Below are 22,195 nucleotides of genomic sequence, written 5' to 3'. Positions count from 1 at the left end.
CATGTGGGGGCGACGGGTCACGCCAGGAAGACGAAATCCCCCGACGACAGCGCGGCCTTCGCCACGCCCGCGAGCAGCACGGAATCCCCCGCCGCAAGGTCGAGGACCGCCCCGCTTGCCTCGTCGCGCGTCGCGGCCATCAGCGCCTGGAAATTCGCGAAGCCGAAGCCCTGGAGCAGAATGCGGTCCATCCCCGGCTCGAAATCCGCCACCACGTCGAGGCCCGAGCCCGGGGCGAAGAGGAAACTGTCCCGCCCGGCCTGGCCGAACAGGATGTCGTTCCCGCCCCCGCCGGCCAGCGTGTCGTTGCCATCCCCGCCGAGCAGCGTCTCCGCGCGGAAGGATCCGACGATGCGGTTGGAGGCGGCATTGCCGACCCCCGAGGCAGGCCCGTCGAGGTGCAGCTCCTCGACGTGTTCGGGCAGGAAGACGGTGCCGCCGCCGCGGTGGATCAGCACGTCCCAGCCCTCGCCGGCGTTCTCGATCACGACATCGCCCGCCTCGGCCGCGGTGAAGGTGTCGTTGCCGGTCCCGCCATACATCACGTCCGCCCCGTCGCCGCCGTCGAGCCAGTCATTGCCGGCCCCGCCGCGCAGGATGTCGTTGCCCGCCCCGCCGAGGATCGTGTCGTTGCCGGCATCGCCCTGGATGTTGTCGTTGCCCGCCCCGCCCTCGATCCAGTCGTTGCCGTCGCCGCCGAGGATGATGTCGTTGCCCTCCTCGCCGAACAGCACGTCGTGGCCGCCCTGGCCCTGGATGCGGTCGATGCCCGCGCCGCCCCAGATGGTGTCGTTGCCGTCGCCGCCGACGAGCAGGTTGTCGCCCTCGTTGCCGACCAGCCGCTCGTCGCCCGCCGTGCCGATGGCGAAGAGGTCGCCCGCGCCGGGCAGGATGATGAACCATTCGATCTGCGGGCGGAGCCACCAGGAGGTGGTGGAATAGACGGTGTCGTCGCCGCCGTTCACCGGCTCGTAGATCACCTGGTTCGAGAGGTTGATGAAGTAGGTGTCGTTGCCGTTGCCACCCCACATGTGGTCGGCCCCGCCGCCGGCGATGATGGTGTCGTTGCCGTCGCCGCCCTCGATCGTGTCGGCGCTCGGCCCGCCGACGAGGGAATCGTCCCCGCCGCCCCCGCGCAGCGTGTTGAAGCCGGCGCCGCCGATCAGCGTGTCGTTGCCGCCGAAGCCCGAGAGGAAGTCGAAGCCCGCCCCGCCGTCGATCCAGTCGGGCTGCGCGCTGCCCGTGATGGTGTCGGCGAAGCTGCTGCCGATCGCGCCCTCGAAGCCGATCAGCGTGTCGCCGGCCGCGAAGAAGCTGCCGAGGCCGATGCCGGCGAGCGAGATGCTCACGCGGTTCGGCGCATCGGCATAGGAGACGGTGTCCCGCCCCGCCCCGCCCTCCATGTAGTCCGCCCCGGTACCGGGGATGATGAGGTCGTCGCCCTCCCCGCCGAAGAGCGAATCCGCCCCCGCCCCGCCCACCAGCGTGTCGTTGCCCGCCCCGCCCGAGAGGATGTCGGCATGGGCGCCGCCGATCAGGTGGTTGGCCTCGGCCGAGCCGGCAATGATGACCGCGCCCGTGGCGGCCGAGGCGTTCACCGCCTCGAAGCCGCGGAGGATGCCGCCGCCCGTGAGCTGGTCCTCCGCATCCGCGAGGTCCATCACGACGGGCAGGCCGACGATCAGCCAATCCCAGTCGTCGCCGCCATCCACCCAGGGGTCGTCGGGGTCGAGGAGCACGGTGTCATTGCCCGAGCCGGCGTCGATCCGGTCCGCCCCCGGCCCGCCCTCGATGCTGTCGGCGCCGTCGCCACCCTCGATGGTGTCGTCACCGGCCCCGCCGAGCAGCGTGTCGGCGCCCGCCCCGCCGTAGAGGAAGTCGGCATCCGCGCCGCCATCGAGCCAGTCGCGCCCGTCCGCGCCCCAGAGACTGTCCCGCCCCGCGCCGCCGAGCAGCGTGTTGCGCCCGAGGAAGCCGTCCACCTCCGCCGTGCCCGGGCCTTCGGCGTAGAGCGCGTCGTCGCCATCGCCGCCCTCGAGCCGGTCATCGCCGCCGCCGCCCCAGAGTTCGTCATCGCCCGCGCCGCCGAGCAGCGTGTCGTTGCCGTCGCCACCGAGCAGCCGGTCCGGCCCACCGCTGCCGATCAGCAGGTCGTTGCCGCCGAGGCCGAACACCTCCTGACCGCCCGCCCCGGCCGACAGCGTGTCCGCCGCCGCGGTTGCCGACCAGCACGCGGAAGGAGCCCGCGGCGAAGGCCGTCTGATCAAGGCTCACCGGCGCGCCGGCGCCGCCGAGCCGGAGCACGAAATCCTCCGCGCCGAGCAGGTGGTCCTGGTCGAGATCCACCACGAACCAGCCCCCGGCATCCGCCGCGCCCGCAAGCGCGGGGACCCAGAAGGCCTGGTAGTAGCCGGTGCCGATCCCCCCGCCCGGCAGCGCGAGGCCGAGCGGCAGGCCCGCGGCGAGGTCGCGCGGCGCGATCGCCCCGCGCCAGACCAGCGGCCCCAGCCCGAAGCCGCCCATCGCCATGCCGGTGGTGGTGCCGAGGGCGATGCGGTCGCCCGCGCCCGGGTCGAAATCCGTGATCCAGTCCGGCGCGGCGGCGGAGGCGCCCTTCTGGCCCGGCGCCATCAGGTCGTAGAGGAAGAGGTCCGCACCCGGCCCGCCGGTCATGGTGTCGCGGCCGGGGCCGCCGGTCAGCGTGTCGTCGCCCTCCCCGCCGTCCAGGACGTCATCCCCGGCCCCGCCGAAGAGGATGTCGTCGCCCTGCCCGCCGAGCAGGCTGTCGTCGCCGGCATCGCCCCAGAGGACATCGTCCTCGGTGCCGCCTTCGAGCGTGTCGCGGCCGAGGCCGCCGAACAGCATGTCCGGCCCGGCGCCGCCGATCAGGCGGTTGCGGTCCCCGGGGCTCTCGGTCTCGGGCGCGTAGGGGTCGGCGGCGAAGAGCGTGTCCCAGCCGTCGCCGCCCTCGAGCCAGTCGCTGCCCGGCCCGCCGTAGAGCAGGTCGGCGAGGTCGCCGCCGCGCAGCGTGTCGTCCCCGGGCCCGCCATGCAGCTCGTCCACGCCGTCGCCGCCGAGCAGGCTGTCGTTGCCCTCGCCGCCGAAGAAGAGGTCGTCGGTGCCGCCGAGGCCCGCCATGGTGTCGTCGCCTGGCCCGCCGAACTGGGCGCCGAAGCCCACCGCGAAATCGGCCGCCATCAGCGCGGTGGCAGCATCGCCTTCCGGCACCGCGACGCGGAAGAAGAGGTCCGTGGTGCCGAAGCGCCCGTCATCGTCGAGATCCACCCAGATCTCGAATCGCCACTCCGCACCCACGACGACGCGCCAGAGGACATCCACGATGCCGTCGCCGATGCGCGAGGAGGGGATCTGCTGGCCCGATTCCGCGTAGCCGACGAAGGCGAAGTCGGCCGGCGCGACGTGGAAGGCAAGCACGCGCCCGATCGCGACCTGGCCGGGCAGCGCGATGCGGTCCCCGCCGGGGATGCCCGCGCCCTCGAAATCGAGGATCAGGTCGGGCGAGGCCGGCGTGCTCTGCGGGACGTCGCGGGCGGTGAAGACGAAGAGGTCGTCCCCGGCGCCGCCGACGAGGACGTCCTGCCCGCCGCCGCCCTCGATCGTATCGTCGCCGGCGCCGCCATGGATGGTGTCGTCGCCCGCCCCGCCAACAAGCCGGTCGGCGAGAAGCCCGCCGACAAGGGAATCATCCCCCGCCCCGCCGAGCAGCGCCATGCCCCCCGAGACGACCGCGCCGCCCATGACGGTCAGCCGCGCATTCGTCCCCTGGCCGCCCGCATCCACCGTGAACAGCGCGCCGGGGCGCGGCGTGGCGGTCGCCACCGTGGCGTCGTCGAGGGTGAGGGTGACGAAGCCGGCCCCGACCTCGATCGTCTCGACCCCGCGGAGCGTGAAGGGGCCGAGGACGACGCTGAGGTTCCCGTCAATGGCCAGCACGTCGTGCGTGCCCGCCCCGCCGTCGAGCCGGTCGGCGGCGTCGAGCATGGCGCCGGCGACGATGCGGTCCTCGCCCGCGCCGGCATCAACGGTGTCGGCGCCGCCGCGGTCGATCGCGATCCAGTCGGCGCCGTCCGTGCCGGCGCGCGTGCTGTTGCCCGGGCCGTCGAGGAAGAGGACGCTGCCGTCCTCGAAGACGAAATTCGCCCCGCTCAGCCCCGAGCCGACGAGCGCGACATCGAGCAGGCGCAGGCTCTGCCCGCCGGAGGAGACCAGCAGATCCGCCCCGGCCTGGGTGAAGCGGATGGAGGCGGCGGCATAGGCCGCGCCGAACAGGAGCTGGTCCTGGGAGGGGACGAAATTGACGGCGCCGCCGGCGAGGTCGGCGAAGACATGGGTGGCCATCGCATCCTGCGATCCTGACCGCCCTAGCAAGCAGCCTCGCGGTGAAGCCCCGGTTAACCGGCGCTCGGCGCCGCGGCTGGACGCCCGCGCGGGGGCGGGCCAAGGTCCGGCCCATGAGCATCGCCGCCGCCATCATCCCGGTCACGCCCTTCCAGCAGAACTGCACCCTGATCTGGGACGAGGAGACGAAGGAGGGCGTGGTCGTGGACCCCGGCGGCGATGCGCCGAGCATCCTCGAGGCGGTGCGCCAGAGCGGGATGACGGTGCGGCGCATCCTGCTCACCCACGGCCATCTCGACCATGCCGGCGGGGCGGCCGAACTGGCCGAGGCGCTCGGCGTGCCCATCGAGGGGCCGCACCGGGCCGATGCCTTCCTGCTCGACGGGCTGGCCGCGCAGGGCGCGGCCTATGGCATGGACTGCCGCCCCGTCACCCCCGACCGCTGGCTCGAGGAGGGCGAGACGGTCGAGATCGCCGGGCACGACTTCGCCGTGCTGCATTGCCCGGGCCACACGCCGGGGCATGTGGTCTTCGTCTCCACCGCGCTCGGCTTCGCGCTGGTGGGCGACGTGCTGTTCCGCGGCTCGGTCGGGCGGACGGATTTCCCCTATGGCGACCACGCGGCGCTGATCGGGGCGATCCGCGGCAAGCTCTTCCCGCTGGGCGACCACATCCGCTTCATCTGCGGCCACGGGCCGGGCTCGGATTTCGGCACCGAGCGCCGCACCAACCCCTATGCCGGAGAGGGCGCGCCATGAGCGTCATCGAGACCGACACCCCGCCCCTGCCGCCCGCACGCCCCGAGGCGGTGGGCATGTCCTCGGCGCGGCTCGCGCGCATCCGCCCGGCGCTGGAGCGCGAGGTCGCGGAAGGGCGCCTGCCCGGGGCGGTGGTGGCGATCGCGCGCGAGGGGCGGCTCGTGCATCTCGAGGCCGCGGGCTTCCTCGATGCCGAGGCGCGGGTGCCGATGCGCGCGGATGCGATCTTCGCCATCGCCTCCATGACCAAGCCGGTCTGCGGCGTCGCCGCGCTGAGCCTGGTCGAGGAAGGGCGGCTGCTGCTCTCCGACCCCGTGGGCGCCTATGTGCCGCCGCTGATGGAGATGCAGGTGGCGCGGCCGACGCCAAGGATGCTCTCCGGGGAGGGGCCGATCGAACTCGAGCCGCAGCGGCGGCCGATGACGGTGCAGGACGCGGCGCGCCACACCACCGGCTTCGTCTATGGCGGCGGCTTCGGCGGCACGGCGGCGCACCGAGCGAATCCGGGATCCTCGCTGACCGTCGCGCGCGAGCATGACGCCGAGAGCCTCGCCGCCGCGCTGGCCGCCACACCGCTGCGCCACCATCCGGGCGAGGCGTGGGAATACGGCTTCTCGACCGATGTGCTCGGCCTCGTCGCGCAGGCGGTCGCCGGCTGCTCCCTCGGCACGCTGATGCGCGAGCGCATCTTCGCCCCGCTCGGGATGGAGGAGACGGGCTATGTCCTGCCGGCGGAGAAGGCGCATCGCTTCGCCAAGGCTCTGCCGCGCTGCCCGCTGACCGGCGCGCCGCAATCGGTCGCCGCGCCGCTCGCGCCGCCGCGGCTCGAAGTGGGCGGGGCGGGGCTGGTCTCCACCGCCGCCGACTACCTCCGCTTCGCCGAGATGCTGCGCGCGGGCGGGCGGCTCGGCGCGGCGCGGGTGCTCTCGCCGGCGACCGTGCGCTGGATGGGCTCAGACCATCTGCAGGGCATCGAGGGCGGGCCGGACCGGATGGACCCGGGCCTGGCCGGCTACGGCTTCGGCCTGACGGTGGCGGTGCGGCGCCATCCCGGCGGCTCGGCCTTCATGGGCGCGCCGGGGGCCTTCGGCTGGTCGGGCGTCTTCGGCACTTTCTTCTGGGTGGACCCCGCCGAACGCCTCGCGGTGGTGCTGATGGCCCATGCCCCGGGCGAGATGCGGCTGCGCTACCGGCGGCTGGTGAACATGCTGGCCTACCAGGCGCTGGACGCCTGAGCCCCGGCGGGCGCAGGCTGCACCTCCCGCCGAGGGAGGAGCCCGCCATGGTGATCGTGCAGATCAACTACACCCGCCCCGACATGCCGAAGGCCGAGTGGGAGGCGCGCTACACGCCCGAGCGGGCGCGGCAGTTCCTTGCCGTGCCCGGGCTGCAATGGAAGATCTGGCTGGACGGGGAGGCGGAACGGCGCGCCGGCGGCATCTACCTCTTCGACAGCCGCGCGAGCGCCGAGGCCTACGTCAACGGCCCGATCGTCGCGCGCATGAAGGCCAATCCGGACATCACCGACCTTCAGATCCGCATCTTCGACGTGCGCGACCGCATGACCGCGATCACCCGGGGCCCCGTGCCGGGCCTCGCGATGGCGGCCGAATGATCAGGCGAGGTCGCCGCGCCGCCTGAGCGCGGCGACCGCCTTCTGCACGATCGCCGGCGGATCGGGATCCACGTCGAGGTCGATCACGTCCGCCTCGGTGTCCGGCGGCTCGAGCGTCGCGAACTGGCTCGCCACCAGGCTCGCCGGCATGTAGTGGCCCTGCCGCGCCGCCTGGCGGGCCATGATCAGCGCCGGCTCGCCGGTCAGGTGCAGGAAGCGGATGTCGGCATGGCCGGCGCGCAGCACGTCGCGATAGGCGCGCTTCAGCGCCGAGCAGGCGATCACCACGCCCCGGCCCTCCGCCCGCGCGGCGGTGATGCGCGCGGCGATGGCGGCGAGCCAGGGCCAGCGATCCTCGTCGGTCAGTGGCGTGCCGGCGCGCATCTTCTCGACATTGGCGGGCGGGTGGAAGGAATCCCCATCCTCGAAGGGCCAGCCCAGGCGTTCGGCGAGCAGCGCGCCCACCGTGGACTTGCCCGCCCCCGAGACGCCCATCACCACGATGCCGGCGAGGCTCATCCCTGCTTCGGCTCCAGATGCCCGCCGAAGCCCGCGCGCATGGCCGAGAGCGCCTTGCCCGCGAAGCGCCCCTCGTCGCGCGAGGCGAAACGCGCATAGAGCGCCGCCGTCAGGACCGGCGCGGAAACCGCCGTCTCCACCGCCTGCTGCACGGTCCAGCGGCCTTCGCCGGAATCGCCGACGCGGCCGGAATACTTCGCGAGCTCCGGGTCCTCGGCGAGCGCCGCCGCCGTCAGGTCGAGCAGCCAGGAGGTGATGACCGAGCCGCGCCGCCAGACCTCGGCGACATCGGCGATGTCCACCGTGATGCGGTGCTCCTGCGGCAGGTCGGGGCTGTCGGCGTGGCGCAGCAGGTCGAGGCCCTCGGCCAGCGCCTGCATCATCCCGTACTCGATGCCGTTGTGGACCATCTTCACGAGATGCCCCGCGCCATGGCCGCCGCAATGCAGCCAGCCTTCCTCGACATTGGGCGCGCGGCCCTCGCGCCGCGGCGTGGCCGGGATGCTGCCGCGCCCCGGCGCCAGCGCGGCGAAGATGGGCGCAAGCCGCGCGACGGGCTCCGCCTCGCCGCCGATCATCAGGCAGTAGCCGCGCTCCAGCCCCCAGACGCCGCCCGAGGTGCCGATGTCGAGGTAGTGGATGCCCTTGGCGCGCAGGTCCGCCGCGCGGCGGACATCGTCCTTCCAATGCGTGTTGCCGCCGTCGATGGCGACATCGCCGGGCGAGAGCAGGCCGCCGAGCGAGGCGATCGCTTCCTCGGTCGGCGCGCCGTGCGGCAGCATGACCCAGACGGCGCGCGGCGCCGAAAGTCCCGCGACCACGCCCGCGAGATCGTCCGCCCCGGCGGCGCCATCGGCCACCACCGCGGCGACGGCGGCCGGGTCCCGGTCCCACACCACGCAGCGATGACCGCTGCGCATGAGGCGGCGGGCGATGTTGGCGCCCATGCGCCCGAGGCCGACGATCCCGATCTCCGCCATGCGGCTTCCCCCTCTGGTCGCGGGGATGCTTGCCGCAGCGGCGCCGGCCGCGCAACGCCCGTGCAGGCGCCGCTGCGGCAGCGCCGCCCCGCCCGGCGGATGCCCCGGGGTCAGGCCGCGAGCGCCGCCCTTACCCGCCCGATGAAGCCGTCCATCGCCGCGGGGTCCGTCCAGCGCAGCACCGCGACGATGCCGGAGGACGGATCGATCCAGGTCAGGTTGCCCCCCGCACCCGAGGCGAAGAAGGCGTCCCGCGCCGCGGAGGGATACTTCTTCCCGTCCGAGTTCAGCCACCAGAGGAAGCCGTAATGCGGGTTGAGCGTGCAGGGTTCGGTGGATAGGCCGAACCAGGCCGCCGGCAGCAGGAACTCGCCGCCCCAGCGGCCGCGGGCGAGCGCCAGCAGGCCGATGCGCGCCTGGTCCTCGGCATGGATCGCGACGCCGCCGCCCCAATGCGTGCCGCCGGGCACGGACTGCACGCGGCGGCCATCCTTCAGCGTGACCCAGGAGGTGCGGTAGCCGTCCCAGCGCCAGTCCGAGGACCCGCCAATGGGCGCCAGGATCCGCTCGCGGAAGACCTCCGGCAGGGGTCGCTGGAAGACGCGCAGCAGCGAGAGCGACAGGCGGTTCACCCGAACGTCGTTGTATTCCCAGTGGGTCCCGGCAGGTTCGAGGACGCGCTGTCCCTTCTTCCCCTGCCCCTCGACGCCGAGGTTGCGGCCGCGGTCGATCGCATCCGCCTTGCCGAAGAGCGTGCCGTCCCATTCGGAGGTGTTGGTCAGCAGGTGCCGCCAGGTGATCGGCGCGTTCTGGGCGCTGTCGAAGCCGCCATCGTCCACCGTCTCGCGCACCGGGCGGTCGATGTCGGGGATCAGCCCGTCGGCCACGGCGATGCCGGTGAGCAGCGACAGGTAGGACTTCGCGACGCTGAAGGTCTGGCTGACCTCCCGCGTGTCGCCCCAGCGCGCCACCAGCACGCCGTTGCGGGTGATCAGCCCGCAGGGCGCGCCGCGCGGCCAGAGGGGGCCTAGCACCTCGTTGTCCGGCGGCGGCTCGAAGGCGCCGCGGCCGATATGGCCGGCGAGGTCGTAGGGCCAGGGCGTCTCGTGCGCGGCGGCGAAGGCGACGGCCTCGGCCAGCTTCGCGGCGTCGAAGCCGAGCGTCGCGGGAGCGGCCTCGGGCCAGGGGGCGGGATGGGGCGCGGGGAAGGTCATGGTCATGGCAGGGACCATGCGCGGAAGCGGCGCGGCGTCCAAGGGGGCGCGGCGCGGGATGGGGCGCCGCCCGCCCTCCGCCGGTCACGGGGTCCGGCGGCCCCTCGGCCTGTGCCGGGGAGCGGCCCGGAGGGGGCAAGGCCCCGCTCCGGGCCCCATCCTCACACGTGGAACGGCCGCTGCACCCAGGCGTAGCCCTCGCCGTCGCGGATCACCCGCCCGAAGCCCGGCCAGGGCACATGCACACCGCCCACCTGGATGCGGTCGGCGGCCAGCATGTCGAGGTGCTTCACCCGGCTCTCGATTCCCATGGCCGGGTCCACGTCCACGCCCACGCGCCAGCGCGGGCGGGCGAGTTGGATGACGGTCTGGTGCGCGATGTCGCCCCAGATCAGCATCGTCTCGTTGCCCGAGGCGAAGCGGAAGGAGACATGGCCCGGCGTATGGCCCGGGGCGGGCACGGAGAAGACGCCCGGCAGCACCTCCACCTCGCGCGCGATGTCGAAGGTGCGGATGCGGTTGGCATAGGGGCGGATGGCGCGCCGCGCCGCCTCGATGAAGCGCTGGCCCTGGGGCACGCGGCTTTCCTGTGCCGGGTCGGTCCAGAAGGCGTGGTCCACGGCCGAGACGACGACCTCGGCATTCGGGAAGTTCGCCGTGGCGCCGTCGTAGGAGAGGCCGAGGGCGTGCTCGGGGTGGATGTGCGTCAGCAGCACCGTGTCCACCTGCTCGGGCCGGTAGCCCGAGGCGCGCAGCGCATCGAGCGTGCGCCCGGTGGTGCGGATGAAGGAGGAATGGCCGCCGCAATCCACCATGAAGAGGTTGCGGCCGGTGTTCACCACATAGGCGCCGACCGGCTGGTGCAGGCCGTTGGGCATGAACCAGGCGCGCTCGCGCAGGGCGGCGATGCTCTCGGGCGTGCTGTCGGGGAAGAAGCGCGGGATGAACTGCTCGCCCGCCCCGCCCATGGCGCCGTCGAGCAGCGCGGTCACCTCGATCTCGCCGACCTTCACGCGGTGGAAGCCGGGATTGGCGGTGCCGGCCTGGGGCGGGGCCGCGGCGCGCGCGCCGGGCGCGAGCGCGGCGCCGGCGAGGAGCGCAGGGGCGGCGAGCATGGCGCGTCGGCCGAGCGGCATGGGCATGGGCGTCTCTCCCTGGAACGAGGCACCGCTCAGATGGGGCGCGCGCATGGCGGGGGGAAGTGCGGCGGCTTGTGCGCCGGGCCGCGGCTGCCCATGCTCGGACCGTCACGCCGCAGGAAGGAGCCCGCCATGTCCGCCACCGAAGCGACCGCCGGCCGGCTCGAGATCGTCTCCGACGCGATCTGCCCCTGGTGCTGGATCGGCAAGGCGCATCTGGACGCCGCGCTGGCGCTGCTCGCCGCCGAGGGCCTGCGCTTCGAGATCGGCTGGCTGCCATACCAGCTCAACCCGGACATGCCCGAAGGCGGCGTGGACCGGCGCGCCTACCGGACGGAGAAGTTCGGCTCCTGGGAGCGGTCGCAGGAACTCGACGCCCAGGTCGCCGAGGCCGGGCGCGCGGCCGGGCTCGAATTCCGCCACGCGCTGATGACGCGCACGCCGAACACCGTCGAGGCCCATCGCCTGATCCGCCTCGCCGCACCGGACGGGGTGCAGCACGCCGTCGCCGAGCGCCTGTTCCGCGCCTATTTCCAGGAAGGCGAGGATGTGGGGGAGCCTGCGACGCTCGCGCGGCTCGGCGCCGAGGCCGGCATGGGGGAGGATGCCCTCGCCGCCTTCGCCGCGGGCGAGGCGGCGCGGGCCGAGGTGGTGGCGGAATCCCTCGGCCTCGCGCGGGCCGGGATCTCGGGCGTGCCGTCCTTCCTGCTCGATCGCCACCTGCTTTTCTCTGGCGCCATGCCGGCCGAGCGCATGGCGGCAGGCTTCCGCAGGGCGGTCGAGATCCTGCGCGAGCGGGCCGCCTAGGCCGCGGCGCCGGCGGGGCGTGGCCTCGCGGATCGGCCGAGGCCCGGGCTTCGCCGCGGGGCCTCAGCCGGGCGGATGCTTCGCCCAGGGATAGCCTGCGCGGCCCCTCTCGTAGCCGTATTGGAACAGCGCGCGCATGTAGTCCTGGTCGAAGCGTGCGCGCGGCAGCAGCGGGAAGTCCGGCCCGATCGCCGCCAGGTTGAAGTCGATCCCGTCGCGCTCGGCATAGGTCGCGATCCGTTCGATGTCGCCGAAGCCGTTGGCGCGGATCAGCGCGGCAAGGGCGCGTTCGGCGATCGAGAAGGTCGAGCGCCCGACCGGCGCCTGCGGGCCGGACGCGCCCAGGCGGGCGTTCCTGATCACGTAGGCGGCGGCGCGCGGCACGGGCAGGCCCTGCCTGATGCGCTCGCGCCGCTGCGCGCCGTAGGAGGATGGGTAGAGGAAGGTCTGCGCCAGCGCGCCGCCGTCCACGTGCATCTCCTCGTAGCGGTGGCCATCCACCGTCACGTCCAGCATGGTCGGCGGAAACAGGCCCGGGATCGCCGAGGAGCCGAGCAGGATGCGGCGCGCGAGATCGAGCGCCCCGGGCCTGCCGCTCGCGGCGATCGCGCCGATGTTCCACCAAATGCCGGCCTGGGCGTCGAGGTTGACCGTGGCGACCAGGAGCATGCGCCCGGCCTCGTAGGCCGCGGCGATGTCGGCGAGCATCGCCGCGTCGAGGTGGCGCGAGATGGTCTCGAGGAGCGGCGCGTTGTCGGCAAGGCTGTCGCCGAGCAGCGCGGCGATGTAGCCGCGCTCGCGCATCACATCCGTGGTCGAGATGCCGGTGAAGAGGCGGCGGATCTCGGGATCGCGGCCGGGACCGAGCAGCGCGAAGGGGGCGAGCAGCGCGCCGGCGCTCACCCCGGTCACGAAGTCGAATTCCGGCCGGCTCCCGTGCTCGGTCCAGCCGCAGAGCAGGCCGGCCCCGAAGGCGCCGTTCTCGCCACCGCCCGAGATGGCGAGCAGGTTCCGCTGCAGCAGCGGCGTCCCGATCGGCAGGCCCAGCGCGCGCCGGCGCCGCATGTTCGCGGCCGTCATCTCGCGCTGCAGGCCCTCGACGCCTTGCGGGGAGCCGATGACGAAGCGCTCATTCGGGATGCCGAGGACCGAGGCGTCAGTCACGCGATCGGGCGGGACGGGGTCCCCGCGCGAGGGCGGCCGGTGCCGGGCCGCCACCCAGACACCCGCCCCGCCGGCAAGCCCGGCGCCGAGAAACACACGCCTGCCCAATGCCATCGGATGCCGGAATTCGTTCTGCCGGGTCGGGAGATGGGCCCGGCAGGGCAGCGTGCCAATCCTCGCCGGGCGGGGTCAAGGCGCCGGCCCCGGCGGGTCCGGCTCAGGCGCCCCCGGCCCAGAGCGCGATCTCGGCGACCGCCCAGGCGATGGCGAGGAAGCCGGTGAAGTCCCGCATCATGCGCCGGGCGATGCGCGCCGGCGGGCGGGCGGGGACGAAGCGGACCGCGACGGGGCGCGGCGGGATCGCGAGGCCGGGATCATCAAGGGTGCGCGTGCTCATGGGAGGATAAGAACAAAAAGAGAACATTAACGCAAGCCTGATTGCGCCCGCCGAGGATCCGGCCTCCGGCATTGTGTCGGCACCGCTCCGGGCGGAGAATGGTCCCGCCAGCACGCGGAGACGCCAGCCATGACCGACAGCAACGACCGCCGCCTCGCCCGGCGCCTCCTGATGGTCAGGGCGGCGGCGGCAGGCGGCGCGGCGAGCGTGCCGGGCCTCGCCTCCGCCCAGGGAACAAAGGGACCGGAAGGCGGCGACGGCGCGCCGGGCCGCAGCCCGACACCGCCGGAACCGCGCCCGCCGGGCCCGGGCATCAGCGATGCGGACCCCAACGACCCGCCCGGCCGGGGGCGCGGGCCGCAGGGCGGCGGGCGTCCGCTCGGCCCCTCCGACTCGGACCCGAGCGACCCGCCCGGCCAGGGGCGCGGCGGCGGCCAGCGGGGCGGCATTTCCGACGCCGACCCCAACGATCCGCCCGGCCGGGGGCGCGGGCCGCAGGGCGGCGGGCGTCCGCTCGGCCCCTCCGATTCGGATCCGAGCGACCCGCCCGGCCAGGGGCGCGGCGGCGGCCAGCGGGGCGGGATTTCCGACGCCGACCCCAATGATCCGCCCGGCCGGGGGCGCGGGCCGCAGGGTGGCGGTCGCCCGCTTGGCCCCTCCGATTCGGATCCGAGCGACCCGCCAGGCCAGGGGCGCGGCGGCGGCCAGCGGGGCGGCATTTCCGACGCCGACCCCAATGATCCGCCCGGCCGGGGGCGCGGGCCGCAGGGCGGCGGGCGTCCGCTCGGCCCTTCGGATTCGGACCCGAGCGACCCGCCCGGCCAGGGGCGCGGCGGCCCGGGCCGCCAGCAGCCCGCCGGCCCGAGCGACAACGACCCGAGCGACCCGCCGGGGCGCGGGCGGGGTCCCGGCGGAGGCCAGATCAAGACCTGATGGCCGCACGAGACAGGATCGCTTTTTCCTGGATTCGTCTCGAAAATTCGTCTCCTTCTAAAGACAGGCGCTCATCCTGCGGGGGAACGGCGCGGCCGCGCGCCGCCCCCCGCCGGAGGCCTTCGCCCTGTCCAGCATCACCCTCCCCCAGGATTCGCCGAACAGCGCCACGCTCGCCGCCTTCTCCACCCTCGTCGGCGGGGCCTTCGCGGACGACATCACGGTCAGCGGCGCGCTCGCCGGCGCCTATGTGGACCTCGGCGGCGGCGCCGACCGGCTGACCCTCGCCAACGCGACCAACCTCGTCGTCGCCGCCAATGTCGAGACCATCATCGGCGGCACCGGCAACGACCACATCACCATGCTCACGCCGCTGGTGAACGGCCGCATCGAGCTGCGCGGCGGGACCGACGTGCTGGTCCTCGCCGATGGCGGCAACTCGCTGCGCATCCTGCGCATCGAGACGGTGATCGGCGGCAACGGGGACGACGACGTCTTCACCGGCACGACGATGAACGGATACGTCTCGCTCGGCGCCGGGCGCGACAGGCTCACCGTCTCCGCGCCGGGCGGCAACGTGCTGCTGCTCGCGCCCGACATCGAGACGGTGATCGGCAGCAGCGGCACGGAATCCATCACCGTCGCCGGGGCCGTCTCGGACATGCGGATCGAGCTCGGCGGCGGCCAGGACGACCTCTGGCTGAGCGAGGGCGACGACCGCGTGACCGTCTCCGGCGCCGAGCTGATCAGCGCCGGCGGCGGGGACGACACCATCCTGCTCGAAGGCGCGAATGCGGGGGCCTACGACCTCGGCCCGGGTGCGGACCTCCTGGTCCTCGGCGATGGCGGCACCGATGCGACGGTCAGCGGCGCCGAGACCATCATCGGCGGCGCGGGCGCCGACCGCATCGTGCTCGCCGATGCGCTCAACGACATCCTCATCGGCGGGATCGAGACGCTCGTCTCCGGCGCGGGCGACGACGTGGTGCGCGTGACCGGCCCGCTCGGGCCCGGCGCGGCGTTCGACCTCGGCGCGGGGTCGGACCTCCTCGTCCTCGGCGATGGCGGCGGCACGCTCGACCTGCGCGGGGCCGAGACCGTCATCGGCGGCGCGGGCCCCGACCGGGTGCGGCTGCTCGAAGGCGGCGCCTTCCTCTTCACCGGCGTCGAGAGCATCGAGGGCACCGCGGGGGCCGAGAGCGTGACGCTGGGCGGGGCGATGGCCGGAGGGGTGGTGGACCTCGGCGAGGGGGCTGACCGCCTGTGGCTCGCCGATGGGGGCAACAGCCTGCAGGCGGGCGGCGTCGAGACGCTGACCGGCGGGGCGGGCAGCGACGCCGTGACGCTGACGGGCGCGGTGCTCGACGGCATCCTCGACCTCGGCGCCGGCTTCGACAGCCTCGTGATCCGCGGCGGGCCGGTGCGCGCGCTGCTGCTCGGCGTCGAGGCCCTGCAGGGCGGCGGCGGGGACGAGGAGCTGACGCTCGGCCAGGCCGCGCCCGCCTTCGTGGATCTCGGCGCGGGGCGGGACAGGCTGCGCCTGGCCGATGGCGGCAACATGCTGGCCATCGCCGGGATCGAGACCCTGATCGGCGGCGCGGGCGACGACCACGTGACCTTCGCCCATGCCTCGACCGATGCGCTGGTGGATCTCGGCGCGGGCTCGGACGTGCTGGTGCTGGCCGACGGGGCGAACCGCGTCTCGGTGGCCGGGGCGGAAACCATCCTCGGCGGCGCCGGGGCGGACGAGGTGATCCTGCTCTCCCCCGCCGAGGACGCGCTCGTCGCGCTCGGCGCGGGGCAGGACAGGCTGGTGCTCTCGGATGCGGCGGATGCGCTGCGCATCTCGGGCGTGGCGCATCTGCATGCGGGCGGCGGCGACGACACGGTGACGGTGCTCGATCCGCTGCAGGGCGCGCATCTCAACCTCGGCGCCGGGGCGGACATCCTGGTGCTTGCCGATGGCGGCAACAGCGCGACCATCGCGCTGGCCGAGACCATCATCGGCGGCGGCGGGGAGGATGCGGTCACGCTCGGCAGCGCGATGGCCGATGGCGTGGTGGATCTCGGCGCGGGATACGACACGCTGGCCCTGACGCGCGGGGGCAACCGCATCGCGCTCTCCGGCGTCGAGCATGTGACGGGCAGCGACGGGGACGATTCGATCCTGCTCGCGGGCGGGGCCGATGGCGTGGTGCTGCGCCTCGGCGCCGGCCTCGACGAGGTGGTGCTGGCGCCGGGCGGCAACCGCGTGCTGCTGGCCGATGTGGAGCGCGTGACGGGTGGCGGCGGCGACGACATCCTCACGCTGCTCGGCGGCATCGCGGGGGCGGACTACGACCTCGGGGCGGGCCTCGATGCGGTCGCGCTCGGGCCGGGCGCGAACAGCATCGTCCTGCGCGGGGTCGAGACCGTGACCGGGCAGGCCGGGAGCGATCATGTCACCATCGCCTCGGCCGATGGGACGGTGAGCGCCGCGCTCGGCGGCGGGCACGATGTGCTGACGCTGGGCGATGGCGGCATCGCGGTGGTCGCGACCGGCGTCGAGGTGATCCGCGGCGGCGCCGGCGCGGACCATGTCGTGATCGGGCCCGGCAGCGGCGCGGCCCTCGTCACGGGCGGGGCGGGCGGCGACACCATCATCGGTGGCCCGGGCAACGACACCATCCAGGGCGGCGCGGGGCGGGACTGGCTCGCGGGCGGGGGCGGGGCGGACCTCTTCGTCTATACCGCCGTGGCGGATTCGGCCGCCGCCGCGCCGGACACCATCGCCGGCTTCAGCGCGGCCGAGGGCGATGCCATCGTGCTGGTGGGCATCGCGACCGCCGGTGCCTTCCGCTGGCTCGGCAGCGCGGGCTTCAGCGCCGGCGGACGCGCCGAGGGCCGCTACGATGCCGCGAGCCAGACGCTGCTGCTCGACCTCGACGGCAATGGCGGGGCGGAGATGGGCTTCGTGCTGCCCGGCCTTGCGGGCGGCGCCTTCGACCCGGCGGCGATCCTGTGGGTGTGAACGGCGCGCGGCCCCGGCCGGCCGGCGGGAACGCGGCCGAGGCTGGCGGGAGGGGCTCGCGGAGAGCCGGGCCCACGCCCGTCAGCGTGCGCCCAGCATCTTCCGCGCCACGATCAGCCGCATGATCTCGTTGGTGCCTTCCAGGATGCGGTGCACGCGCAGGTCGCGCACGATCTTCTCGATGCCGTAGTCGGCCAGATAGCCATAGCCGCCGAGCAATTGCAGCGCCTCGTCCGCGACGCGCGATCCGGTGTCGGTGACGAAGCGCTTCGCCATGGCGCAGAAGGCCGTGGCGTCCGGCGCGCCGGCATCGAGCTTCGCGCAGGCGCGCCACAGCAGCGCGCGCGCCGCCTCCAGCTCGGTGCGCATGTCGGCCAGCCGGAACTGCGTGTTCTGGAAATCGCTGACCGCGCGCCCGAAGGCCTTGCGCTGCCGCGTGTAGTCGAGCGCAATCTCCAGCGCCGCCTCCGCCCCGCCCAGCGAGCAGGCGGCGATGTTGAGCCGCCCGCCATCGAGCCCCGCCATGGCGAAGCGGAAGCCCTGCCCCTCCTCGCCGAGCAGCGCCTCCGCCGGCACGCGCGCATCCTGGAAGATGACCTGCCGCGTCGGCTGCGCGTTCCAGCCCATCTTGCGCTCGTTCGCGCCGAAGGAGAGGCCCGGCGTCTCCTTCGGCACCAGCAGCGCCGAGATGCCCGAGGGCCCCTCCCCGCCGGTGCGGACCATGGTGAGGTAGAGGTCGGATTCGCCCGCGCCGGAGATGAACTGCTTGGTGCCGTTCAGCACATAGCCCGCATTGTCGCGCGCGGCGCGGGTGCGCAGCGCCGCCGCGTCGCTGCCCGAACCCGGCTCGGTCAGCGCATAGGAGGCGACGCGCTCCATCGTCACGAGCGACGGCAGCCAGGCCGCGCGCTGCGCGTCGGAGCCGAAGCGGTCGATCATCCAGGCGACCATGTTGTGGATCGAGAGATAGGCCGACACGGTCGGGCAGCCCGTCGCCAGCGCCTCGAACACCACCGCCGCGTCGAGGCGCGTCAGCCCCGCGCCGCCCGACTCCTCGCGCACATAGAGCGCGGCCATGCCGAGCCCGGCAGCCTCGCGCATCTCGGCCAGCGGGAAATGGCGCTCCTCGTCCCAGCGGCGGGCATTGGGCGCGAGCACGTCGCGGGCGAAGTCGAGCGCGACGGATTGCAGCGCACGGGTGGCCTCGGGCAGGTCGAAGGCATGCATGGCGGGTCTCCCTCGCGGCGAAGGATAGCGGGGGGAGAAGGGAACTTCTCCCCCCGCGCCCCCCTCAACCTTCTCTGGCAACGGGATGATGGCGGCGGGCGCGCTATTCCGCGGCCAGGGCGGGCGCCTCGATGCGCGCGAGGCTTGCGCGCACGGCGGCGAGGTTGCGGGCCTTGATGGGGCCGAAGCCCTTCACGCCGGCCCAGGCCTCGGCCCAGTCGCAGGCCATGGCGTGCGAGGCCGGCAGCGCGGCGAGGAAGCGCTCGATGCCCGCGCGGAACTCGCCCGGCAGCGCGCGCTCCATGCGGCGCTCCTCCGTGCGACCGAAGGGGTCGAGCACCGTGCCCCGCAGCACCTTGCCGTGGCGCAGCCAGCCCATGGCGCGGAACATCCACGGCCCGAAGCGGCGCTTCGCCTGGCCGAGCGCAGGTGGCGCGAGGTGCATCTCCACCGCGCGCGTGCCGGTGAAGCCATGCGCCAGCGCCTGCTTCCATTCCGGCAGGCTGTGCAGGCGCGCCACCTCGTACTCGTCCTTGTAGGCCATCAGGCGATGCAGCTGCACCGCGACGGCGCGCGCAAGCCGCTCCTCGCCCGGCCGCGCGGCGGCCTCGGCGGCGCGCACCCGCGCGACGAAGGCGGCATAGTCCCGCGCATAGCGCGCATTCTGATAGGCCGTGAGGTCGGCCACGCGGCGGGTGATGAGCGCATCCAGCGTCTCGGCAGCCGGCGCCGGCGGGCGCAGATCCTCGAGCGCGGCGGCGCGGCCGCGGGCGAAGGCCTCCTTGTTCAGCGCCACCTGCGCGCCGTTGAGCTCCAGCGCGCGTTCGATCGCCTCCGCCGACAGCGGGACCAGCCCGCGCTGATAGGCGATGCCGAGCAGGAAGACGTTCAGATAGACCGCGTCGCCCAGCTCGTCGGCGACCCGCGTCGCCCCGGGCAGCGCGATGGTCTGCCGGCAGGCCTGGCGGATGCTTTCCAGCATCTCCGCCGCCCGGTAGCGCGTCCCGGTGTCCTTCACGAACTGCGCCGTGGGCGCGAGGTCCGCATTCACCACCGCCACCGTGCGATCCGGCCCGAGCAGCGGCCGCGCCGTGCGGCCATGGGCCACCACCATGTCGGCGGCGATCAGCAGGTCGGCGGACCCGGCGCCGATGCGCGCGCCTGCGATGCTCTCCGGCGCCGCGCCCGGCGCGCCGATGCGCAGCTGCGCATAGACGCCGCCGCCCTTCTGCGCGAGGCCGAGGAAATCGAGGCTCCGCACCGGCCGTCCTTCGAGATGCGCCGCCTGCGCGAGGATGGCCGCGAGCGAGGAGACGCCCTGCCCGCCCACGCCGGCCATCAGAAGGTTCCACGCCTCGCCCTGCACCTCGGGGCGCCTGGGCTCGGGCGGCGCGGCGCCCGAGGCGGCGACGTGATGCTCGGCCGGCGTCGCGCCGAGCAGCGTGACGAAGGAGGGGCAGAAGCCCTGCACGCAGGAATAATCCTGGTTGCAGGCGGACTGGTCGATGCGGCGCTTGCGGCCGAACTCGGTCTCGACCGGCTCGACCGCGAGGCAGTTCGAGACGCGCGAGCAGTCACCGCAGTCCTCGCAGACGCGCGGATTGATGACGACGCGCCGCTCGGCCTTCGGTGCGAGATCCCGCTTGCGCTTGCGGCGCCGCTCGGTGGCGCATTCCTGGTCGTAGATGATCGCCGTGACGCCCTTGAGGCCGCGCATCTCCCGCTGCACGGCATCGAGTTCGGAGCGGTGGTGGAAGGTGGCGTCGGCGGGGATCAGCGGGTCGCCCCGGTGCCGGTCCGGATCGTCGGAGACGATGGCAATGCGCCGCACGCCCTCGGCGCGAAGCTGCGCGGCGATGTGCGGGACGTCGATCTCGCCCTCGGGCGTCTGGCCGCCGGTCATGGCGACCGCGCCGTTGACGAGGATCTTGAAGGTCATGTCGGCCTTCGCCGCGACGGCGAAGCGCACGGTCAGCGAACCGGAATGCCCCCAGGTGCCGTCGCCGATATTGGCGAAGACATGCGCCTCGGAGGTGAAGGGCGCCTGGCCGATCCAGGGAATCCCCTCCCCGCCCATCTGGGTGAAGGCGTCCGAGTTGCGGTCCATGAAGCGCGCGAGGTAGTGGCAGCCGATGCCGGCGAGCGCGCGCGAGCCCTCGGGCACGCGGGTCGAGGTGTTGTGCGGGCAGCCGGGGCAGAAATACGGGTCCCGCATGTGCAGCGGCGGCTCCTGCGCGGCGGCGAGCGCGTCGAGCTCCGCGATGCGCGCGGCAAGGCGCTCCGTCCGCAGCGCCGGCGGCAGGCGGGCGGCGAGCGCGCGCAGGATCTGCCCGGCATCGAGTTCCGTCAGGTCCGACAGCAGCGGGCGGCCGTTCTCATCCCGCTTGCCGGTGATGCGCGGGCGCGCGGGGGCGTGGAACAGCGCGTCGCGGAGCTGCCATTCGAGCAGCGGGCGCCGGTCCTCGACGACGAGGATCTCCTCGAGACCCTGCGCGAAGGCCTGCGCCGCCTCGGCATCCAGCGGCCAGGCGAGGCCGACCTTCCAGATCCGCAGCCCATGCGCGCGGGCCATCGCGTCGGTGATGCCCGCCTCCTCCATCGCCTGGCGCAGCACGGCAAAGGCCTTGCCTCGCACGGCGATGCCGAAGCGCGCCTCCGGCGCATCGAGCAGGATGCGGTCGAACCCGTTCGCGCGGGCGAAGGCGATGGCGGCCGGCAGCTTGAAGTGGCGCAGCCGCTCCTCCTGGGGCAGCGGGCCGTCGCCGGCGCGGATATGCAGCCCGCCCGGGGGCATGGGCAGGCCCTGCGGATCGCGCGTCGCGTAGCGCGCGGGATCGAGCAGCACCGTCATCGAGGCATCCATGGTGTCGGCAACGCATTTCATGCCGACCCAGAGGCCCGAGAAGCGCGAGAGCGCGATGCCCTTGAGGCCGAATTCCAGCACCTCCCCCACATCGGCGGGGTCGAGCACCGGGATCTCGGCATCCATGAAGGCGTATTCGCAGCCCGAGGTGATGGTGGAGGATTTCGAGGAGGGATCGTCGCCCGCCAGCGCCAGCACGCCGCCGCGCGGCGCGGTGCCGGCGCAGTTGGCATGGCGCAGCACGTCGCCCGAGCGATCGACGCCCGGGCCCTTGCCGTACCAGATGCCGAAGACGCCCTCGACCTTCGCCCCCGGATAGAGCCCGACCTGCTGCGAGCCCCATACCGCGGTCGCCGCCAGATCCTCGTTCAGCCCGGGCTGGAAGACGACGCCATGGGCGGCGAGGCGCTTCTGCTGGCGGGCGAGCTCGCGGTCGAAGCCGCCGAGGGGGGAGCCGCGATAGCCCGAGATGAAGCCGCCGGTGTTCCAGCCGAGCGCGGCGTCCATCTCCCGCCGCAGCATGGGCAGGCGGACCAGCGCCTGGGTGCCGGTGAGCAGCACCGGCCCGCCCGTGGCGTCCCAGCGTTCCTCGAGCGTGGCCTCCGGCCGGATGATGCTGCCCATGGCGGTCATGTTGGGCGTCCCTCGCGCATCTGCCAATGGCGGGATGATGGGCCGGGTTTCGCGGCGTTTTCTTCCGATTCCTGTTGTGCGGCGCCGAAAGGACGGAACATCCTTCCGCCATGGACGCCACCGACCGCCGCATCCTCCGCGCCCTCGCCCGCCGGGCGCGCCTGACCAATGCCGAACTGGCCGAGGAGGTGGGCCTCTCCCCCTCCCCCTGCTGGACGCGCGTGAAGCGCCTGGAGCAGTCCGGGGTGATCCAGGGCTATCACGCGCTGCTCGACCAGGCCGCGCTCGGCCTGCCCGAGACGGTCTTCGTCGAGGTGATGATGGAACGCCACGACGACGAGCATCTGCGCCGCTTCGAGGAGGCGGTGGCGGCGATGCCCGAGGTGCTGGAATGCTGGCTCGTGACCGGCGAATACGACTACGTGCTGAAGGCCGCGGTCGGCGGCACCGCCGACTATGAACGCCTGCTGCGCGAGAAGATCTATCGTCTGCCCGGCGTGCGCCACACGCGCACGGCCTTCACGCTGCGCTGCCTGAAGCGCGTGCTCTCGCCGGTGCCCTGAGCGCGCGGGGCCGG

At 73.8% G+C, this 22,195-nt stretch carries 16 protein-coding genes; 6 read left to right on the top strand and 10 right to left on the bottom strand.

From position 1 onward, the window contains the following. Positions 1–17: 17 nt before the first annotated feature. Both FHS88_RS20835 and FHS88_RS21090 read right to left on the bottom strand, forming a co-directional pair. Positions 18–2,174: a hypothetical protein gene (locus tag FHS88_RS20835; protein ID WP_184485017.1), complete on the bottom strand. Its 2,157-nt coding sequence runs from the start codon at positions 2,172–2,174 to the stop codon at positions 18–20. After that, positions 2,071–4,359 (bottom strand): calcium-binding protein, encoded by a 2,289-nt coding sequence (locus tag FHS88_RS21090; RefSeq protein ID WP_184485015.1) that lies wholly within the window; start codon positions 4,357–4,359, stop codon positions 2,071–2,073. The genes FHS88_RS20835 and FHS88_RS21090 overlap by 104 nt, the downstream gene beginning before the upstream one ends. Before the next feature lie 113 nt (positions 4,360–4,472). Here FHS88_RS21090 and FHS88_RS12280 point away from each other — a divergent pair, with 113 nt between their 5' ends. From FHS88_RS12280 to FHS88_RS12270, 3 genes are read left to right on the top strand one after another with little or no spacing between them, the layout of a single operon-like run. Continuing rightward, positions 4,473–5,117 carry an MBL fold metallo-hydrolase gene (locus FHS88_RS12280; RefSeq protein WP_221244405.1) on the top strand — a complete coding sequence of 215 codons (645 nt, stop codon included), beginning with the start codon at positions 4,473–4,475 and terminating at the stop codon, positions 5,115–5,117. Then, positions 5,114–6,352 (top strand): serine hydrolase domain-containing protein, encoded by a 1,239-nt coding sequence (locus tag FHS88_RS12275; protein WP_184485013.1) that lies wholly within the window; start codon positions 5,114–5,116, stop codon positions 6,350–6,352. Before FHS88_RS12280 ends, FHS88_RS12275 begins: the two co-directional genes overlap by 4 nt. A gap of 47 nt (positions 6,353–6,399) precedes the next feature. Further along, entirely contained in the window at positions 6,400–6,732 is a 333-nt protein-coding gene (locus tag FHS88_RS12270) for a YdhR family protein (RefSeq protein WP_184485011.1), read from the top strand. Here FHS88_RS12270 and FHS88_RS12265 read toward each other — a convergent pair whose 3' ends face one another. The 4 genes from FHS88_RS12265 to FHS88_RS12250 form a co-directional block, all read right to left on the bottom strand. Beyond that, on the bottom strand, positions 6,733–7,251 hold the full coding sequence (locus tag FHS88_RS12265; RefSeq protein ID WP_211842394.1) for a gluconokinase: 519 nt from the start codon (positions 7,249–7,251) through the stop codon (positions 6,733–6,735). It abuts the gene before it with no gap. Continuing rightward, complete coding sequence (gnd, locus tag FHS88_RS12260) at positions 7,248–8,231, bottom strand: phosphogluconate dehydrogenase (NAD(+)-dependent, decarboxylating) (RefSeq protein ID WP_184485009.1); 984 nt, start codon at positions 8,229–8,231, stop codon at positions 7,248–7,250. Before gnd ends, FHS88_RS12265 begins: the two co-directional genes overlap by 4 nt. Before the next feature lie 110 nt (positions 8,232–8,341). After that, positions 8,342–9,451 carry a serine hydrolase domain-containing protein gene (locus FHS88_RS12255; RefSeq protein ID WP_246419851.1) on the bottom strand — a complete coding sequence of 370 codons (1,110 nt, stop codon included), beginning with the start codon at positions 9,449–9,451 and terminating at the stop codon, positions 8,342–8,344. 155 nt (positions 9,452–9,606) lie between these two features. Continuing rightward, entirely contained in the window at positions 9,607–10,587 is a 981-nt protein-coding gene (locus FHS88_RS12250; RefSeq protein ID WP_184485007.1) for an MBL fold metallo-hydrolase, read from the bottom strand. Between the two features lie 129 nt (positions 10,588–10,716). Here FHS88_RS12250 and FHS88_RS12245 point away from each other — a divergent pair, with 129 nt between their 5' ends. Further along, positions 10,717–11,391, top strand: coding sequence for a DsbA family oxidoreductase (locus FHS88_RS12245; RefSeq protein ID WP_184485005.1), 675 nt, complete (start codon positions 10,717–10,719; stop codon positions 11,389–11,391). Between the two features lie 63 nt (positions 11,392–11,454). Here the strand turns inward: FHS88_RS12245 and FHS88_RS12240 are convergent, their stop codons facing one another. Both FHS88_RS12240 and FHS88_RS12235 read right to left on the bottom strand, forming a co-directional pair. Further along, positions 11,455–12,555, bottom strand: a complete 1,101-nt coding sequence (locus FHS88_RS12240; protein WP_184485003.1) for a patatin-like phospholipase family protein — start codon at positions 12,553–12,555, stop codon at positions 11,455–11,457. A gap of 217 nt (positions 12,556–12,772) precedes the next feature. Further along, positions 12,773–12,952 (bottom strand): hypothetical protein, encoded by a 180-nt coding sequence (locus tag FHS88_RS12235; protein ID WP_184485001.1) that lies wholly within the window; start codon positions 12,950–12,952, stop codon positions 12,773–12,775. 1,183 nt (positions 12,953–14,135) lie between these two features. Between FHS88_RS12235 and FHS88_RS21215 the strand changes: the two genes are divergently transcribed. Continuing rightward, the gene (locus FHS88_RS21215; RefSeq protein ID WP_184484999.1) at positions 14,136–16,895 is read left to right on the top strand and encodes a M10 family metallopeptidase C-terminal domain-containing protein; all 2,760 of its coding nucleotides are present in this window, start codon (positions 14,136–14,138) and stop codon (positions 16,893–16,895) included. Positions 16,896–16,976: 81 nt separating this feature from the next. Here the strand turns inward: FHS88_RS21215 and FHS88_RS12225 are convergent, their stop codons facing one another. Both FHS88_RS12225 and FHS88_RS12220 read right to left on the bottom strand, forming a co-directional pair. Next, positions 16,977–18,122, bottom strand: a complete 1,146-nt coding sequence (locus FHS88_RS12225) for an acyl-CoA dehydrogenase family protein (RefSeq protein ID WP_184484997.1) — start codon at positions 18,120–18,122, stop codon at positions 16,977–16,979. A 103-nt stretch (positions 18,123–18,225) separates the two neighbouring features. Beyond that, complete coding sequence (locus tag FHS88_RS12220) at positions 18,226–21,609, bottom strand: indolepyruvate ferredoxin oxidoreductase family protein (RefSeq protein ID WP_184484995.1); 3,384 nt, start codon at positions 21,607–21,609, stop codon at positions 18,226–18,228. 119 nt (positions 21,610–21,728) lie between these two features. Between FHS88_RS12220 and FHS88_RS12215 the strand changes: the two genes are divergently transcribed. Further along, on the top strand, positions 21,729–22,181 hold the full coding sequence (locus FHS88_RS12215; protein ID WP_184484993.1) for an Lrp/AsnC family transcriptional regulator: 453 nt from the start codon (positions 21,729–21,731) through the stop codon (positions 22,179–22,181). Positions 22,182–22,195 lie beyond the last annotated feature (14 nt).

It is taken from the genome of Neoroseomonas alkaliterrae, assembly GCF_014199195.1.
Classification (GTDB): domain Bacteria; phylum Pseudomonadota; class Alphaproteobacteria; order Acetobacterales; family Acetobacteraceae; genus Neoroseomonas; species Neoroseomonas alkaliterrae.
Note: the sequence above shows the minus strand (reverse complement) of the source record. Positions and strands in the feature narration are given on the sequence as shown.